General features: G+C 67.2%; 16 protein-coding genes. 10 read left to right on the top strand and 6 right to left on the bottom strand.

Going from position 1 to position 17,042, the window contains the following annotated elements:
- Nucleotides 1-107 precede the first annotated feature (107 nt).
- Both ASD72_RS13465 and ASD72_RS13470 read left to right on the top strand, forming a co-directional pair.
- Nucleotides 108-911 (top strand): HNH endonuclease, encoded by an 804-nt coding sequence (locus tag ASD72_RS13465; RefSeq protein WP_056880462.1) that lies wholly within the window; start codon nt 108-110, stop codon nt 909-911.
- A 212-nt stretch (nt 912-1,123) separates the two neighbouring features.
- Nucleotides 1,124-1,996 (top strand): hypothetical protein, encoded by an 873-nt coding sequence (locus tag ASD72_RS13470; RefSeq protein WP_056880463.1) that lies wholly within the window; start codon nt 1,124-1,126, stop codon nt 1,994-1,996.
- A 191-nt stretch (nt 1,997-2,187) separates the two neighbouring features.
- On the opposite strand, the gene ASD72_RS13475 is transcribed toward ASD72_RS13470, so the two are convergent.
- The 5 genes from ASD72_RS13475 to ASD72_RS13495 form a co-directional block, all read right to left on the bottom strand.
- The gene (locus ASD72_RS13475; RefSeq protein ID WP_056880464.1) at nt 2,188-2,547 is read right to left on the bottom strand and encodes a hypothetical protein; all 360 of its coding nucleotides are present in this window, start codon (nt 2,545-2,547) and stop codon (nt 2,188-2,190) included.
- Complete coding sequence (locus ASD72_RS13480) at nt 2,544-2,846, bottom strand: type II toxin-antitoxin system HigB family toxin (RefSeq protein ID WP_056880465.1); 303 nt, start codon at nt 2,844-2,846, stop codon at nt 2,544-2,546. Before ASD72_RS13480 ends, ASD72_RS13475 begins: the two co-directional genes overlap by 4 nt.
- Nucleotides 2,847-3,043: 197 nt before the next feature.
- Nucleotides 3,044-6,709, bottom strand: a complete 3,666-nt coding sequence (locus ASD72_RS13485; protein ID WP_056880466.1) for a methylmalonyl-CoA mutase family protein — start codon at nt 6,707-6,709, stop codon at nt 3,044-3,046.
- A gap of 125 nt (nt 6,710-6,834) precedes the next feature.
- Entirely contained in the window at nt 6,835-7,764 is a 930-nt protein-coding gene (locus ASD72_RS13490; protein WP_056880467.1) for an alpha/beta fold hydrolase, read from the bottom strand.
- A gap of 19 nt (nt 7,765-7,783) precedes the next feature.
- Complete coding sequence (locus ASD72_RS13495; RefSeq protein WP_056880468.1) at nt 7,784-8,404, bottom strand: TetR/AcrR family transcriptional regulator; 621 nt, start codon at nt 8,402-8,404, stop codon at nt 7,784-7,786.
- Between the two features lie 215 nt (nt 8,405-8,619).
- Here ASD72_RS13495 and ASD72_RS13500 point away from each other — a divergent pair, with 215 nt between their 5' ends.
- Nucleotides 8,620-9,720, top strand: a complete 1,101-nt coding sequence (locus ASD72_RS13500; protein ID WP_056880469.1) for a Glu/Leu/Phe/Val dehydrogenase dimerization domain-containing protein — start codon at nt 8,620-8,622, stop codon at nt 9,718-9,720.
- A gap of 55 nt (nt 9,721-9,775) precedes the next feature.
- Nucleotides 9,776-10,948, top strand: coding sequence for an isovaleryl-CoA dehydrogenase (locus ASD72_RS13505; protein WP_056880470.1), 1,173 nt, complete (start codon nt 9,776-9,778; stop codon nt 10,946-10,948).
- A 97-nt stretch (nt 10,949-11,045) separates the two neighbouring features.
- Here ASD72_RS13505 and ASD72_RS13510 read toward each other — a convergent pair whose 3' ends face one another.
- A complete protein-coding gene (locus ASD72_RS13510; RefSeq protein WP_056880471.1) occupies nt 11,046-11,819 on the bottom strand; it encodes a DUF2189 domain-containing protein in 774 nt (257 codons plus the stop codon).
- A gap of 128 nt (nt 11,820-11,947) precedes the next feature.
- Between ASD72_RS13510 and ASD72_RS13515 the strand changes: the two genes are divergently transcribed.
- The 6 genes from ASD72_RS13515 (at nt 11,948) to ASD72_RS13540 (ending at nt 16,998) form a co-directional block, all read left to right on the top strand.
- Nucleotides 11,948-13,123: a thiolase family protein gene (locus ASD72_RS13515; RefSeq protein WP_056880472.1), complete on the top strand. Its 1,176-nt coding sequence runs from the start codon at nt 11,948-11,950 to the stop codon at nt 13,121-13,123.
- Nucleotides 13,124-13,293: 170 nt separating this feature from the next.
- Nucleotides 13,294-13,638, top strand: a complete 345-nt coding sequence (locus ASD72_RS13520; protein WP_056880473.1) for a hypothetical protein — start codon at nt 13,294-13,296, stop codon at nt 13,636-13,638.
- 163 nt (nt 13,639-13,801) lie between these two features.
- A complete protein-coding gene (locus tag ASD72_RS13525; RefSeq protein WP_056880474.1) occupies nt 13,802-14,179 on the top strand; it encodes a hypothetical protein in 378 nt (125 codons plus the stop codon).
- A 121-nt stretch (nt 14,180-14,300) separates the two neighbouring features.
- The gene (locus tag ASD72_RS13530) at nt 14,301-15,908 is read left to right on the top strand and encodes a carboxyl transferase domain-containing protein (protein ID WP_056880475.1); all 1,608 of its coding nucleotides are present in this window, start codon (nt 14,301-14,303) and stop codon (nt 15,906-15,908) included.
- Nucleotides 15,909-16,099: 191 nt separating this feature from the next.
- Nucleotides 16,100-16,636, top strand: a complete 537-nt coding sequence (locus ASD72_RS13535) for a polymer-forming cytoskeletal protein (protein ID WP_056880476.1) — start codon at nt 16,100-16,102, stop codon at nt 16,634-16,636.
- On the top strand, nt 16,633-16,998 hold the full coding sequence (locus ASD72_RS13540; RefSeq protein WP_056880477.1) for a hypothetical protein: 366 nt from the start codon (nt 16,633-16,635) through the stop codon (nt 16,996-16,998). Before ASD72_RS13535 ends, ASD72_RS13540 begins: the two co-directional genes overlap by 4 nt.
- The last annotated feature ends 44 nt before the right edge of the window (nt 16,999-17,042 follow it).

Genomic DNA, 17,042 nt, shown 5'->3' on the forward strand with positions numbered 1-17,042 from the left:
CCAGGGCGGGCTCAAGCCCGCCGTGCGGACTCGCTGAGTCGCGTCGTCCGCCAAACCACCACCTTCACCGCTCTCCCATCACATCCAACTCCAGTCAAAGCCAACGCATGGACAAGAACGAAGAAGCGAAGTTTGAGGCCGTACTTCATGACGCGATACTGAAGGCGAAGGAGAAGGGCTATCACCCGAATAGATTCATCGGAATGATCGCCAGCAAAGGGGCCTTCCGAACGGTCAAAGACATCGTGGCTAGCGGAAAGCCCTCCGAGGGATTCAATACTCTAGTGCTGGCCAACAGCGTCGAGCTCACATGCGAAGCGATCATCGTCGAAACGGAATGGAGACGCTTCTTCGACGATGATCTTCTAGAGATCGCAGAGAAGAGACTTAGCCAGTTCGGATATGCCTGGAAGAAACATCAGGACGAAGTGCTCTTGCAGGCGGCGCCACCACCTGATGCAGAACGAGGCCCTGGTGCAGAACAAGGCGATGATTTCATTCCGCCTGACGCAGATCACCGCCAACGTCAGCTGCGCGAGCCCTACTCCCGACCAGGACAAGTGAACTTCCGCCGCATGCTGATAAGCATGCACGGACCCTATTGCATGCTCACTCAGACAGACGTGGAGGAAGCACTTGAGGCAGCGCACATCTGCGCTTACATGGGTGAACAATCCGACCATCCATTGAACGGGTTACTCCTCAGGAGAGACATTCACAGCCTGTTCGATCGCTACATGCTGAGCATCCATCCCGAAACGCTTCAGGTATGCCTGTCGGAAAGACTCAGATCGTCAAAGACCTATCGCGATCTCGACGGGAAGATTCTTAATGTGGACGCCAACGGGAAGGGACCCTCACGAAAAGCGCTTCGCGTGCATTTCGATACATTCACAAGGGACAACTTGTAGGAACCAGGTCACGGTGCCTGGGCGCATCCAAGATCAGGTCCGCAGAGTGTCCTTAACCAATAGCGACCAGGGATGCCTTATCAAAGAAGCATCCACTCGACCCGGCGCCACATAAAAGCATGGTCATTGCAAGCTGCACCCGGTAATGTCACGCCCACACCTCCCCCGCTCCTCCACATGAAGTCCCCCACACCCGTCTCCCCCACCCCCGCATGACCGACGCCCCCAGCCGCCTGCGCGCGGCGTTGTTGGGCCCGCTGGACAGGGAAGACGTCTACATCAAACAGAGGGAGCGCCGGATCGCCGCTCTGGCGAGCCTGTTGGTGCACCTCCTGTTCCTGCTGGCCCTGCTGTACTCCTCCAAGCTGGAGCTGTCCCCGCCCGAGGGCAGCAGCAGCGGGGGTGCGCGCGTCAAAGTGGACTTCCTGGGCGAGACCGACCGCGACGACCAGCGCCCGCCCGTCCCGCCGACCGGCGTCCAGGCCCCGCAACAACGCCCCCGCCCGCCCAAACCCCTGGTGACCACCCCCGTCACCTCGCCCGTCGACGCCACCCGCGTGACCGAGGCCGAGAACCCCGTGGCCGAAGAAGAAGCCGCACCCCAGCCGACCTCGTCCGAACAAGCCCTGCCCCAACCCCAGACCCGGCCACCCGCGAGCCAACCGTCGTGGCGCCGCTCCGCCCAGTGGGGCCAACCACCCGGCATGCTCGCCCAGGACACCGCCCCCGAGAACCGCGGCCCCACCGTCGGCAGCGGCCGCAGCCAAGGCCGTGGCCAGGACAACGAAGCGCCCAGCATGGGCGTGGACGGCCACCAGATCTATTACGACCTGCGCAACGAGATCCGCGTGCAGGAATGGCAGGCCCGCGGCATGACCGAACTCTCCTTCCCCCTGCCCGGCCGCCGCGAATACATGGTCTGCCCGCTGGAAATCGTCGCCCGCCGCGGCTCCGGCGGCTGCCGCCTGGTGGAACCGAACGACCCTGCCATGGCCGGCATCGGCGACGCCCGCGACGTGGTCACCGTCGAACGCGTCTACCGCCGCGGCGAACTGATCTGGCGCGGGCCGGGCGCGTACCGCTGATGGACCCGTAGGCTGGGTTGATAAACCCAGCATCGGATGTTTCCCCGCACGGGATGCTGGGTCTGTCGACCCAGCCTACGAAAAGCCTGCACTCGGGTGCACAAAGAAAAACCCCGCCGAAGCGGGGTTTCTCGTAGTGCGGCTTTCATGCGGCGACGATGCACCAGGCGCAGGACGGTGCTGTCCTGGTCTCATGCACCGATCAGGCTTTCCGCCGGAATGCCGAGATTCCGGTGCAGGTTGCGGATCATCTCGAGGGTGAGGCCGCGCTTGCGACTCAACACCTCGTAGACGCGGTTGGGCTGCCCGATGGAGGGGACCAGGTCCTTGACCGTCAGGCCTCCCTGCTCCATGCGGAAGCGGATCGCCTCGATGGGGTCCGGAGCCTCGATAGGAAAGTGCTTCGCTTCATAGGCTTCGACGAGCGTGGCCAGAATCTCGAAACGGTCCCCCTCTTCCGTACCCGGGGTGGGTTCGTTGTCGAAATAGGCCGACAGCTCCCGCAGCGCGGCCTTGTAATCCTTCTCGGTGCGGATGGGATGGATGTTCATGGATCCTCCACGGTGGCGGCATCTACCCGGTCGTACTCGGTATGGGTGCCGATGAACTTGATGTAGATGGCCTGGAATCGGTAAGCCACCGCGACGATGAGCCGATAGTCGTTGCCCTTGATGTTGAACACCACGCGGTTGTGACCGACGAAACTGGCGCTGGCGTAACGATGGCGAACGTCCTGGGGCGTGCGCCACACGGCGTGCTTGGCTTCGTCGTACCACGCTTTGAGGGGTTGTTCGGCGTCCGGATGGCGCGCCCAGAAATCCCGCAAGGTGCCCACAGCGATAACCTTCATGGATCCATGTTAGTCCCAAATTGGGACTAACGCAAGAAGAACCCCCGAGACGGGCGACACCGTAGGCTGGGTTGATAAACCCAGCATCGGGTGTTTCCGCGCACGGGATGCTGGGTCTGTCGACCCAGCCTACGGAATCCTGCACTCGGGTGCGCAACGAAAAACCCCGCCGAAGCGGGGTTTTCGTTCTCTGCGGCTTACATGTTCCGCCGGTACTCGCCACCCACGTCGTACAGGGCGTGGCTGATCTGTCCCAGGCTGTGGGTCTTCACCGCTTCGACCAGCGCGGCGAATACGTTGCGGCGCTCGCGGGCGGTGCGCTGCAGGTAGGCCAGGCCGTGGCCGTCGTGGACTTCCGGCGCGGCGTGTTCTTCCAGCGCGGTGGCGTGGCTGTGGTCGGTCTCGCCTTCCGGCGCCAGCCCGTTGCGCGAGGCCTGCCAGGCGCGGACATTGGCGATCTGCTGGCCCTTCTCTTCTTCGGTCGAACGGATCAGCTCGATCTCGGTGGCGATCTCGCCGCCGTGCTCGCGCGGCAGGAAGGTGTTCACGCCCACCAGCGGCAGGCTGCCGTCGTGCTTCTTGTGCTCGTAGTACAGCGACTCTTCCTGGATCTTGCCGCGCTGGTACATGGTATCCATCGCGCCGAGCACGCCGCCGCGCTCGCTGATGGCTTCGAATTCCTTGTAGACCGCCTCTTCCACGATGTCGGTGAGCTGATCGACGACGAAGCTTCCCTGCCAGGGGTTCTCGTTGAAGTTCAGCCCCAGCTCCTTGTTGATGATCATCTGGATGGCGACCGCGCGGCGCACGCTTTCTTCCGTGGGCGTGGTGATCGCCTCGTCGTAGGCGTTCGTGTGCAGGCTGTTGCAGTTGTCGAACAACGCATACAGCGCCTGCAGCGTGGTGCGGATGTCGTTGAACTGGATTTCCTGCGCGTGCAGCGACCGGCCGGAGGTCTGGATGTGGTACTTCATCATCTGGCTGCGCTCGTTGGCGCCGTAGCGCTCGCGCATGGCGCGCGCCCAGATGCGGCGGGCGACGCGGCCGATGACGGTGTACTCCGGGTCCATGCCGTTGCTGAAGAAGAACGACAGGTTGGGCGCGAAGTCGTCGATCTTCATCCCGCGGGCCAGGTAGTACTCCACGATGGTAAAGCCGTTGGACAGCGTGAAAGCGAGCTGGCTGATCGGGTTCGCCCCGGCTTCGGCGATGTGGTAGCCCGAAATCGACACCGAGTAGAAGTTGCGCACCGCGTGATCGACGAAGTACTGCTGGATGTCGCCCATCATGCGCAGGGCGAACTCCGTGCTGAAGATACAGGTGTTCTGCGCCTGGTCTTCCTTGAGGATGTCGGCCTGCACGGTGCCGCGCACGGTGGCCAGCGTCTCGGTCTTGATGTGGGCGTAGGTCTCCTCATCCACCAACTGGTCGCCGGTGATGCCCAGCAGGCCCAGGCCCAGGCCGTTGTTCGTCGGCGGCAGCTCGCCGTGGTACTGCGGCCGCGCGCGACCTTCGAAGAACGCATCGATGGTCTTCTTCGCTTCGGCCCAGCGCGCGTCGTCGGCCTGCAGGTACTTCTCCACCTGCTGGTCGATGGCGGTATTCATGAACATCGCGAGGATCATCGGCGCCGGGCCGTTGATCGTCATCGACACCGACGTGGTCGGCGCGCACAGGTCGAAGCCGGAGTACAGCTTCTTCATGTCGTCCAGCGTGGGGATGTTGACGCCGGAGTTGCCGATCTTGCCGTAGATGTCCGGGCGCGGCGCCGGGTCTTCGCCGTACAGCGTGACGCTGTCGAAGGCGGTGGACAGGCGCGCGGCCGGCTGGCCGACCGAGAGGTAGTGGAAGCGGCGGTTGGTGCGCTCCGGCGTGCCTTCGCCGGCGAACATGCGGATCGGGTCTTCGCCGGTGCGGCGGTACGGATACACGCCACCGGTGTACGGATAACTGCCGGGCAGGTTTTCTTTCTGCAGGAACGTCAGCAGTTCGCCCCAGCCCTGGTACGGGGGCGGCGCGATCTTCGGGATCTGCTGGTGGCTGAGCGATTCGCGGTAGTTCTCGATGCGGATGGTCTTGCCGCGCACCTGGTACTCGTTGACCGGATCGGTCACCGCCTTGTGCCGCGCAGGCCACTCGCGCAGCAGCTTCAACGCGTCGGACGACAGCGACTGGATGGCGTCGTTGTAGCGCTGGCGGAGCGTGAGCAGCGAACGGTCGATGGATGGAGCCCCTCTCCCTTCACGGGAGAGGGGTTGGGGAGACGGTGCATCCGCGCCCGCCCCCTCTCCCGCCGCGCGGGGCGCGGCGACCTCTCCCGCGAGGGGAGAGGTGGAAAGCAGTACATCGCCGGCATACAGCTCCAGCGCCTTCGGCAGCGCGGGATCATCGAGGTCCTTCAGCGCATTCCAGTAATGCTGCGCGCGGCTGGCGGTCTCGGCTTCCGTCTCGATACGGCGGTTGATGCCGCGGCCCTGCTCGGCGATCTCGGCCAGGTAGCGCACGCGGCTGCCGGGGATCAGCACGGTGGCGCGCGGCTCCTTCAGCTCGGTGTCGAGCGCGGGCGTCCACTTCTCGGCGGGCAGCTGCAGCTTCTCGCGCAGCAGGCGGCACAGGTTGGCGAACATCCAGCTGACACCGGGGTCGTTGAACTGGCTGGCGATCGTGGGATACACCGGCACGTCGGCGTCCGGCGTCTGGAACGCCACGCGGTTGCGCTTCCACTGCTTGCGCACGTCGCGCAGCGCGTCTTCGGCGCCGCGCTTGTCGTACTTGTTGAGCACGATCAGCTCGGCGAAGTCGATCATGTCGATCTTCTCCAGCTGGCTGGCCGCGCCGTAGTCGCTGGTCATCACGTACATCGGGAAGTCGACCAGGTCGACGATCTCCGAATCGCTCTGGCCGATGCCGGCGGTCTCGACGATCACCAGGTCGAAGCCCAGCGACTTCAGGAACGCGATGCAGTCCTTCAGCACGGCGTTCGTCGCCACGTGCTGGCGGCGCGTGGCCATCGAGCGCATGTAGATGCGGTCGCTGCGCAACGCGTTCATGCGGATGCGGTCGCCCAGCAGCGCGCCGCCGGTGCGGCGGCGGGTGGGATCGACCGAGATCACCGCGATATGCATCTGCGGGAAGCAGGACAGGAAGCGGTTCATCAGTTCGTCGGTGACCGACGACTTGCCGGCGCCGCCGGTGCCGGTGATGCCGATGACGGGCGTGGCGCGGGAACGGGGAACGGGGAACGGGGACTGAGAGTTCGCCGTCGCCCACTGTTTGCGCAGCTTTTCGAGTTCGGCGTCGGTGAAACGGCCATCCTCGATGGCGCTCAGCATGCGCCCGATGCCGGATTCGTCCGTGATGTCGGGCGTCGCGGGGGTATTCCATTCCCCGTTCCCCGTTCCCCGTTCCCGCGCGCCTTCGGCGCGCTTCACCACGTCCTGGATCATTTCCACCAGGCCCATCTTCATGCCGTCGTTCGGGTGGTAGATGCGCTCCACGCCGTAGGCCTGCAATTCGGCGATCTCTTCCGGCGTGATGGTGCCGCCACCGCCGCCGAATACGCGCACGTGGCCGGCACCGCGTTCCTTCAGCATGTCGACCATGTACTTGAAGTATTCGACGTGCCCGCCCTGGTAGCTGGACAGCGCGATGCCGTCGGCGTCTTCCTGCAGGGCGGCGCGGACGACGTCCTCGACGCTGCGGTTGTGGCCCAGGTGGATGACTTCCGCGCCCTCGCCCTGGATCAGGCGGCGCATGATGTTGATGGCCGCGTCATGCCCGTCGAACAGGCTGGCGGCGGTGACGAAGCGCAGCGGCGTGGCGTCGGCCTGGGTGGCGGGGAACTGGCTGGCGGGTGTACTCACGCGTGCTCACTTGCAGGACGGACAGACGCGGGATTGTAGCCGCTCGCGCGTGATCACCTCACCAATTGCACACCAGTGGAGACCGCACGCGCACCCTACGGTGGCGTGCGGTCAGGCCGTCCGCGTCAGCACAGGCCGAACGGCAGCTCGCGCGTGGACACGACGCGCTGGCCGACGGCTTCGCCACGCAGGAAGCGCAGGGATGCATCGAGCGTTTCCGGCGCGATGGTCACGCGATGGTGGCCGAGCCCCGTCGTGCTGAGCAGCGTGGCCTGCGGCCAGTAGCGCGCGTAACGCTCGCCTTCGCACCACGGCACGTCGGTGTCTTCCAGGTCGTGCACGACCAGGCCCGGCCGCGCGATCTGCGGCGCGGTGGATTGTGCGTGCAGGTCGCGGATGTCGTGCGCGGTGAGTTCCTGGTATTCGTCGAACAGCCGCCGGCTGAGGAACTGCGCCAGCCCCACCATGCCGCCGAAGCGGCGCGCGGCATCGAACGGATCGGCGGCGGGCGCCAGCAGGATCACGCGCGCGGCCTTCAGTCCGCGCGCCATTGCGATCGCGCTCGCGGCGCCACCGAGCGAATGACCGACGACGGCGGCCAGCGGACCGGTGTGGTCGGCGACCCGGGCGATCGCTTCGGCGAACATCGGCAGCGTGGCGCGACGCCCGCTGCTGCGGCCATGCGCGGGCTGGTCGAACGTCACCACGGCGTAGCCGGCGCGGCGCAGCGGTTCCACCCATGGCAGGAAGCGCAGGCCGAAGCTGGACCAGCCGTGGGCCAGCAGCACGGTCGGCTCGCGCGCGGGATCGCCCCACGTATAGGTAGTCAGGCGTTCGCGGCCGAAGGCCAGTTCACCGAGGCGCGCGCCGCCGATGTCGGCCTGGCGCGCCCGCGTGCGGGCACCGGGCATCGGCGTGCAGAACAGCTGGAACGCGCGGGTCAGCGTGCTGCGGGGCGCGAGCCAGCTGCCGATCGCGAGACGGGCGCTCAGCAGGCGCAGTGCGAATGGCTTACGAACGGTCGTGCTATTTTGACGGACAGTGACAGCGGCCATGGCGGTGGACCTCGGGGCGTCAGGTGGGGGTGGAGACAGCGGGGGCGCCGTAGGACGCCAGCAGGCGGTCCAGCGAACGGCGGGCAAGCAATGGCGCCTGTTCGGCGTCGTAGAGCCGGGCGTCGTGCAGGCCCTGGGCGACGGCGAACAGTTCGAACGCGAGCAGGACCGGGTCGGTCTTCGGCGACAGTTCGCCGGTGTCGATGCACATGCCGATCGCCTTGACCAATTGCTGGCGCAGTTGGAGCAACCAATCGACGATGCGGTCGCGCAGCAGGCCCGGGCGGGCGTCGTATTCGTGGGCGGCAGCCAGGATGACGCAGCCATCCGGGTTGTCGCAGACCCATTGGAACCAGTGTTCCATGATGGCGCGCAGGCGCGGCAGGCCACGCGGCTCGCTGATGGCCGGGCCGATCACGGCACGGGCGTAACGCTCGGCCGTCCACTCCAGCACGGTCAGTTGCAGGTCTTCGCGGGAGCCGAAGTGGGCGAACACGCCGCTCTTCGACATGCCGGCGGCCGTGGCCAGCTCCCCGATCGACAGGCCTTCCAGCCCATGCCGGGCGGCAATGTCGTAGGCCCGCGCGACGATCATCTCGCGGGTGGCATTGCCCTTGTGGGTGGCGGCTTGAGGACTCATGGAAACAGAAATAGCACGGTCGTTCGATTCTCACAATAGGCCAGAGGTCACCCGCCCCGTGCGGGGCCGTCATCTCGTCGGAGGGGGATTGGATTAAACTGCCGGCCAGCGACGACCACGGCGGAATCCGGAAACGTCGCTTTTTTCTTTTCTGACAACCCGTTAGCCGTGAAGGCAAGCCCGCGCCGGCCCCACCCGCGCACCGGAGCCCACCCATGATTTTCGAAACGCTCGACACCTCCGGCCACGAACAGGTCATCTTCTGCCACAACCCGGATGCCGGGCTGAAGGCCATCATCGCCATCCACAGCACCGTGCTCGGCCCGGCGCTGGGCGGCGTGCGCATGCGGCCCTACGCCGACAGCGCGCTGGCGCTGACCGATGCGCTGCGGCTGAGCCGCACGATGACCTACAAGAACGCGCTGGCCGGCCTCAACGTCGGTGGCGGCAAGGCCGTGATCATCGGCGACAGCAGCCAGGACAAGACCGAGGTGCTGTTCCGCTCCTTCGGCCGCTACGTGGACTCGCTGGGCGGCCGTTACATCACCGCCGAAGATGTCGGCACCGACGTCAACGACATGGAAAACGTCTACCGCGAGACCGAATACGTGGTCGGCGTGCACCAGGTGCACGGCGGCTCGGGCGATCCGGCCCCGTTCACCGCCTACGGGGCGCTGCAGGGCCTGATGGCCACGCTGAACCGCAAGTTCGGCAACGAGGAGATCGGCAAGTACAGCTATGCCGTGCAGGGCCTGGGCCACATCGGCATGGAGTTCGTGAAGCTGCTGAAGGAACGCGGCGCCAAGCTGTTCGTCACCGACCTCAACCCGGCGCTCGTCGAGCACGCGGTGGAGGAATACGGCGCGGAAGCCGTCAAGCCGGACGAAATCTACGACCTGCCGGTGGATGTGTTCAGCCCCTGCGCGCTGGAATACGCGATCAACGAGCAGACCCTGCCCCGCCTGAAGGCGAAGGTGATCTGCGGCACCGCGAACAACCAGATGTCGCATGTGACCGGCGTGGAAGCGGCCAAGCGCGGCATCCTGTACGCGCCGGACTATGCGGTGAACGCGGGCGGCGTGATGAACGTGTCGCTGGAGATCGACGGCTACAACCGCGAACGCGCCATGCGCATGATGCGGACGATCTACCACACCGTCGGCAAGATCTTCGACCTGGCCGAGAAGGAAGGCATCGCGCCGCAGTACGCGGCCGATCGCATCGCGGAAGCCCGCATGAAGGCCATCGGCAAGTTGAAGCTGCCGCTGGGCCGCACCGCGCCGCGCTTCATGGGCCACCTGCGCGGCGAGCACTGAGACCGAAGGCGTTACCGAAAACCTGGAAGTTGGGCCGCGGAGGAGGGAGGACCGAATGCGACCGGATACCGTCAGCGGGTTTCCGCTGGGCGAAGAGTTGGATGCGCTGCGCGAGGCCGTGCAGCGGTTCGCGCAGACCGAGATCGCGCCGCGTGCGGCGCAGATCGACCACGACAATGCGTTCCCGCAGGACCTGTGGCCCAAGCTGGGCGAACTGGGCTTGCTGGGCATCACCGTGGATCCCGAGTTCGGTGGCAGCGGCATGGGCTACCTGGCCCATCTGGTCGCGATGGAGGAGATCTCGCGCGCCTCGGGTTCGGTCGGCCTGAGCTACGGCGCGCACTCCAACCTGTGCGTCTCCAACCTCTACCTCAACGGCAATGCCGCCCAGCGCGCGACGTACCTGCCGAAGCTGTGCAGCGGCGAATGGAAGGGCGCGCTGGCGATGAGCGAGCCGGGTGCCGGCTCGGACGTGGTCGGTTCGATGAGCTGCCGCGCCGAACTCAAGGACGGTGTCTGGGTCGCCAACGGCAACAAGATGTGGATCACCAACGGGCCGGAAGCCGACGTGCTGCTGGTCTACATGCGCACCGCCGGCAAGGACGCGGGCAGCAAGTGCATGACGGCCTTCATCGTCGAGCGCGGCATGAAGGGCTTCTCCACCGCGCAGAAGCTGGACAAGCTGGGCATGCGCGGCAGCAACACCTGCGAACTGGTGTTCGAGAACTGCGAGATTCCCGCCGAGAACGTGCTGGGCGAGGTCAACCAGGGCGTGCGCGTGCTGATGAGCGGCCTGAATACCGAGCGGCTGGTGCTGAGCGGTGGCCCGATCGGCCTGATGCAGGCGGCGCTCGACATCACCCTGCCCTACGTGCGCGAGCGCAAGCAGTTCGATGCGGCCATCGGCACCTTCGGCCTGATGCAGGGCAAGTTGGCGGACATGTACACCGCACTGCAGTCCAGCCGCGCCTTCGCCTACCAGGTGGCGCGCGGCTTCGACGAAGGCCAGGGCTCGCGCGCCGCGGCGGCAGGCTGCCTGTTGCACGCGTCGGAAGCCGCCGTGCAGGTGACGCTGGAAGCGATCCAGTCGCTGGGCGGCAACGGCTACATCAACGAGTACCCCGCCGGTCGCCTGCTTCGCGACGCGAAGCTCTACGCCATCGGCGCCGGGACGAATGAAATCCGCCGCATGCTGATCGGGCGGGAGCTGTTCGACGGTCGCGGTTGATCCACCCGTCGTCGCAGGGTGGGCCTTGGCCCACCGTCTGGTTCATGGATGGCGATGGCGGGCTGAAGCCCGCCCTATCTCGCCAGTAGGTGGTCACCTACTCCAGGTCGGGCCAGGCTGAGGCATCGAGCGTTTCCCGATAACCATGCCACGCGGCGTAGGCCAGCCAGGGCATCAGGATCGCCAGCCCCAACAGCGCCGTGGCGAAGCCGATCGCGGTCAGGGTGACCAGCACCAGGCCCCATACCACCATCACGCCCTTGTTGCGCATCACCGCGTGCACGCTGGAGACCGCGGCCGTGACCATGTCGACGTCGCGGTCGGCGATCATCGGCAACGAGAACGCGGTCACCGCGAACGTCAGCGTGGCGAAGATCGCGCCGATGACCGAGCCCAGCGCCAGGAATTCCCAGAATGCGCCCGGGTCGCCGCCATCGAACGGGAAGAACGCGCTGACCATCATCCCGGCGCGCGACCACAGCAGGATGATGACCCCCTGCCCCAGCGCGAACACCCCCGCCTGCCCCAGCACGCGACGCGCGAGCACGAACGAATCGCGCAGGCGCGGGGTGCGGCCCTGCTCCAGCGCGCGGCTCACGCAATACAGGCCCACGCAGATCAGCGGCGCGACGAACACGAACCCCGACAGCAGGGTCGCCAGCAGCGCGAACCGGCCCAGCACGAAGGCCAGCCACGAGATGCCGGCGCTTACCAGCACGATCACCCCGCCGAACAGCAGCGACAGGCCCGGCGCCCGCCGGAGGTCGCGCCAGCCGGCGCGCAGCCAGCGCCAGGGCGCGCTCGCATCCAGCGTGGCGCAGGGCACGACGAAGGCGCGTGGTGCGGGTTCGATCGATGGTTCGTCTGACATTGGCATCCCCCTCTGGGCCGAGCATACGCCGCGCCGGCCAGGGTCGCGGCCCTGTACGAACGGCCGATTTGCCGGCCATCGGGCCGCGGCGGGATAATCGCCCCCTCACTCCACGCGGGAAGTCCCCCATGTCCGACATCGTCATCGCCGCCGCCAAGCGCACCGCCATCGGTTCGTTCCTTGGCCAGTTCAACGGCGTCCCCACCCCCACGCTGGGCGCGGCCGCCATCGCTGCGGCGCTGGAGCAGTCGGGCATCCCGGCCGCGGATGTGTCCGAGGTCATCATGGGCTGCGTGCTGCCGGCCAACCTCGGCCAGGCGCCCGCCCGCCAGGCCTCGCGCGCGGCCGGCATCCCGGACGCCGCGGGCGCGACCACCATCAACAAGGTGTGCGGCTCGGGCATGAAGGCCATCATGCTGGGCCACGACCTGATCAAGGCCGGCTCGGCCAGCATCGTGGTCGCCGGTGGCATGGAATCCATGAGCAATGCTCCGCACCTGATCCCGAACTCGCGCACCGGCAACCGCTACGGCAATTTCCAGGCGGTGGACCACATGGCGTGGGACGGCCTGACCAGCCCGTACGACGGCCAGCCGATGGGCGTGTTCGCCGAAGCCACCGTGGCCAAGTTCGGCTTCACCCGCGAGGAGCAGGATGCCTACTCCATCGAATCGGTGACCCGCGCCCAGGCCGCGCAGGCCTCCGGTGCGTTCGAGGGCGAGATCGTCCCGGTCAAGGTCGCGACCCGCAAGGGCGAGGTCGAAGTGGCTACCGACGAGCAGCCGGGCAAGTCCGATATCGCCAAGATCCCGACCCTCAAGGCCGCCTTCAAGAAGGACGGCAGCGTCACCGCCGCCAGCTCGTCCAGCATTTCCGACGGCGCCGCGGCCACCGTCCTGCTGAGCGCCGACGAGGCCGCCAAGCGCGGCCTGCAGCCGCTGGCCAGGATCGTCGGCCATGCCACCTATTCCCAGGCGCCGGAATGGTTCACCACCGCACCGGTCGCCGCCATCGACAAGCTGTTGAAGCAGGTCGGCTGGACGGTGGACCAGGTGGACCTGTTCGAAGTCAACGAGGCGTTCGCCGTGGTGGCGATGGCCCCGATCAAGGAACTGGGCATCCCGCACGCCAAGGTCAACGTCAACGGCGGCGCCTGTGCGCTCGGCCACCCGATCGGCGCGTCCGGTGCCCGCCTGGTGGTCACCCTGATCAACGCGCTGCGCGTCCGTGGCCTCAAGCGGGGCATCGCGACCCTGTGCATCGGCGGTGGCGAAGCGACCGCGATCGCGGTCGAGGTGGCCTGAGGTTTTGCGCAGTTCGGGGCGAAGGCGCGCTTGCTTTCCTTCGCCCCATAGGGTTTAACAACGGATTGACAAAGATAACCGGCCAACCGCTTGACAGCGGTAATGGGCTTGTCATCATGTTGCAGGCGCGCAATTGCGCGTTGCCTAACTAACGACGAGGAAATGCAAAGATGACCATGAACAAGGCTCTGATCGCGCTGGCTCTGGGTTTCGCCCTGGCTGCGTGCTCGAACCAGGAGCAGGCTGCTGACGCCGCCGCCGACGCCGCTGCCGCTTCGACCGAAGCCCAGGCCGCTGCCGACGCCTCCGCCGCCGCTGGCGAAGCCACCGCCGACGCCGCCCAGCAGTCGGCCGACGCCGCTGCCGCTGCCGCCGACGCTGCTTCGACCGCCGCGACCGACGCTGCTGCCGCCACCACCGGCGAAGCCGCTGACGCTGCTGCCGACGCCGCTGCCCAGGCTGCTGACACCGCCGAAGCCGCGACCGACGCTGCCAAGGAAGCCACCAAGCAGTAATCTGCTGGCGGTTGCCTGATTTAGCGTTAAACTGAAGAAGCCGCCAGTTCGCTGGCGGCTTTTTCTGTATCCGGGTCCGGCATCCCGGTTCGGCCTCCTCAACGGACGAACACGTCGCCACCCCGGCGCCACCTTCCACACACATACCGATTTGGGGATCCACATGAAGATCAAGAGCACCGTCCTGCTGGTCGCCGCCGTCCTGGCTCTGAGCGCCTGCACGAAGAGCGAGTCCACCGACGCCGCTGCCGCCGACGCCGCTGCTGCCGCCGACCAGGCTGCCGCTGCCGCCGGTGACGCTGCCTCCGCCGCTGGCGACGCCGCTGCCGCTGCCGGCGACGCCGCCGCTGCCGCGACCTCCGACGCCGCTGCTGCCGCGACCGCCGCCGCTGGCGACGCCGCTGCCGCGACCGAAGCCGCCGCCACCGACGCTGCCGCCGCTGCTGCTTCGGCCACCGCCGACGCCGCCCAGGCGACCGCCGACAAGGCTGCTGAAGTGGCCGACAAGGCCGAAGCCAAGGCTGAAGAAGCCAAGAAGTAATCGACTCGCCTTCGCGCGAATCGGAAGAGGCCCGCGCAAGCGGGCCTTTTCTTTTGCACTGCGGTTTGGCGCATGCGGGGCTTTGTGGTCTGATGCCGCCTTTCCCGCATTCGCGTGCCGCATGCCTGCCATCGCTTCGCAACTCGATCCGCGCTCACCCGACTTCACCGCCAACGCGGCCTACCACCGGGTGCTGGTGCAGGAACTGGACCGCCGGCTGGCGCGCGCCGCCGACGGCGGCGGCGAGAGGGCACGCGGCAAGCACACCGAGCGCGGCAAGCTGCTCGCGCGCGACCGCATCACCGCCCTGCTCGACCCGGGCTCGCCGTTCCTCGAGATCGCGCCGCTCGCTGCCGAGGACATGTACGACGGCGCGGCGCCGGCCGCCGGCATGGTGTGCGGCATCGGCCGCGTGATGGGGCTGGAAGTGGTCGTCGTGGCCAACGACGCCACCGTCAAGGGCGGCACCTACTTCCCGATGACGGTGAAGAAGCACCTGCGTGCGCAGGAGATCGCGCGCGAAAACCGGCTGCCGTGCGTCTACCTGGTCGACTCCGGTGGCGCGTTCCTGCCGCTGCAGGACGAGGTCTTCCCGGACCGCGAGCATTTCGGCCGCATCTTCTACAACCAGGCGCGGCTCAGCGCGGAGAACATCCCGCAGGTCGCGGTGGTGATGGGCAGTTGCACCGCTGGCGGCGCCTACGTGCCGGCGATGTGCGACGAGAGCGTCATCGTCCGCGAGCAGGGCACGATCTTCCTCGGCGGCCCCCCGTTGGTGAAGGCCGCCACCGGCGAAGTGGTGGACGCCGAAGCGCTCGGCGGCGCCGACGTGCACACCAGCGTGTCCGGCGTGGCCGACCATTTCGCCGAGGACGACCGCCACGCGCTGGAGATCGCGCGCGGCATCGTCGGCCATCTCAACCGGCGCAAGTCGATTCCCGTCGCGCTGCGCGAGGCGCGCGAACCGTTGTACGCCGCCGAGGAGCTGTACGGCATCGTCCCGAAGGACACGCGCCGGCCGTTCGACATCCGCGAGGTCATCGCCCGGATCACCGACGGCAGCGAACTGGACGAGTTCAAGGCGCGCTACGGCAAGACGCTGGTGACCGGCTTCGCCCATCTGCACGGCTACCCGGTCGGCATCATCGCCAACAACGGCATCCTGTTCGGCGAGAGCGCGCTCAAGGGCGCGCATTTCATCGAGTTGTGCAACCAGCGCGGCATCCCGCTGGTGTTCCTGCAGAACATCACCGGCTTCATGGTCGGCCGCAAGTACGAGAACGCCGGCATCGCCAAGGACGGGGCGAAGATGGTCACCGCAGTCGCGTGCTCGTCCGTGCCCAAGTTCACCGTGGTGATCGGCGGCAGCTTCGGCGCCGGCAACTACGCGATGTGCGGCCGCGCCTACGGCGCCCGCTTCCTGTGGATGTGGCCGAACGCGCGCATCAGCGTGATGGGCGGCGAACAGGCCGCCAGCGTGCTCGCCACGGTGAAGCGCGACGGCATCGAGAGCTCGGGCAAGGCCTGGTCGGCGGAGGACGAGGACGCCTTCAAGGCCCCGATCCGCGAGCAATACGAAAGCCAGGGCAGCCCGTGGTACGCCACCGCGCGCCTGTGGGACGACGGCATCATCGACCCCGCCGACACGCGCCGCGTGCTTGGCCTGGGCATTTCGGCCGCGCTCAACGCGCCGATCGAGCCGGCGAAGTTCGGCGTGTTCCGGATGTAGCGCGGCCACATCGCGACCGCCGTCACGAGGCGCCTCTTCAGCCTCGTGACAACCGCGTGCACAAGACCGACTCATCCATGAACCGCGTGGTTCATCGAGGTATCGCGCCCATGATTGTCCGCACCGGTCACAACGCGATCCGGCGATGAAGGCGATAGTCCGGTGTCCACGTCACCCGGAGCATCCCCTGCATGTCCATCTGGAAAGACCAAGGCCCCGCGAAGAAAGAGGCCACCCCACCCCTTCCCGAGCCCACGCCCGCTGCCGTGCGGGAGGCGCCGGCCGTCGCCGACTTCTCGCCCACCGTGACCGCCCCACCGGGCACGCGCGCGCCTGAGCGGGCCCCACAGGAAGCGCTGAAGGAATCGCTGATCGCCTCCGACCTGACCATCGAAGGCAAGATCGAGGGTACCGGCCACATCCGTATCGCCGGCAAGTTCAAGGGCGACGTCAACGTGCAGGGCGACCTCACCATCGAAACCGGCGCCAAGCTCAATGGCGGCGTGCGGGCGAAGAAGGTCACCATCGCCGGCGAGCTCGAGGGCAACATCGAATCGGCCGCGCGCGTCGAACTGCTCGCCTCCGGCGTGCTGATCGGCGACGTCAAGGCCGGTTCGCTCACCGTCGCGGCGGGTTCGCGGATGCGCGGCCAGGCCGATTTCGGTTGGGACGAAGTCGCCAGCAAGGGCGGCAAGTCCGGTGGTACGGAGTCCGGCGCCGCCGCATGAGCCAACCCCGCCCTGGCAGTGCCGGCGCCACCCGCACCTGCCCGCACTGCAAGGCGACCATCCTGGAGAGCGCGGCGGTCTGTCCCGGCTGCCGCCACCATCTGCGTTTCGAACCGGGCTCCGGCGCCGGCGCGGCGCCCACGCTCACCCCGCTCCGCATCGAAGGCACGCTGCAGCCACCGGCGGAAGGCGCGGCCTGGGAGTACAGCGTGGTGCTGTCCATCCGCAACGACCGCGGCGAGGAAGTGACCCGCCAGGTGGTCGGCGTCGGCGCCATGCAGCCGCACGAGCAGCGCAGCTTCGTCCTGTCGGTGGAGCTCAATCCCGCCACCGGCAAGGCCGCCCGCCGCACCCGGCACTGAAGCCCTCCCCGCCGGCAGCACGGCCGGCTACACTCGACGCCGAC

The sequence above is a fragment of the Pseudoxanthomonas sp. Root630 genome (genome assembly GCF_001427585.1).
In the GTDB taxonomy this organism is placed as follows: Bacteria; Pseudomonadota; Gammaproteobacteria; order Xanthomonadales; family Xanthomonadaceae; genus Pseudoxanthomonas_A.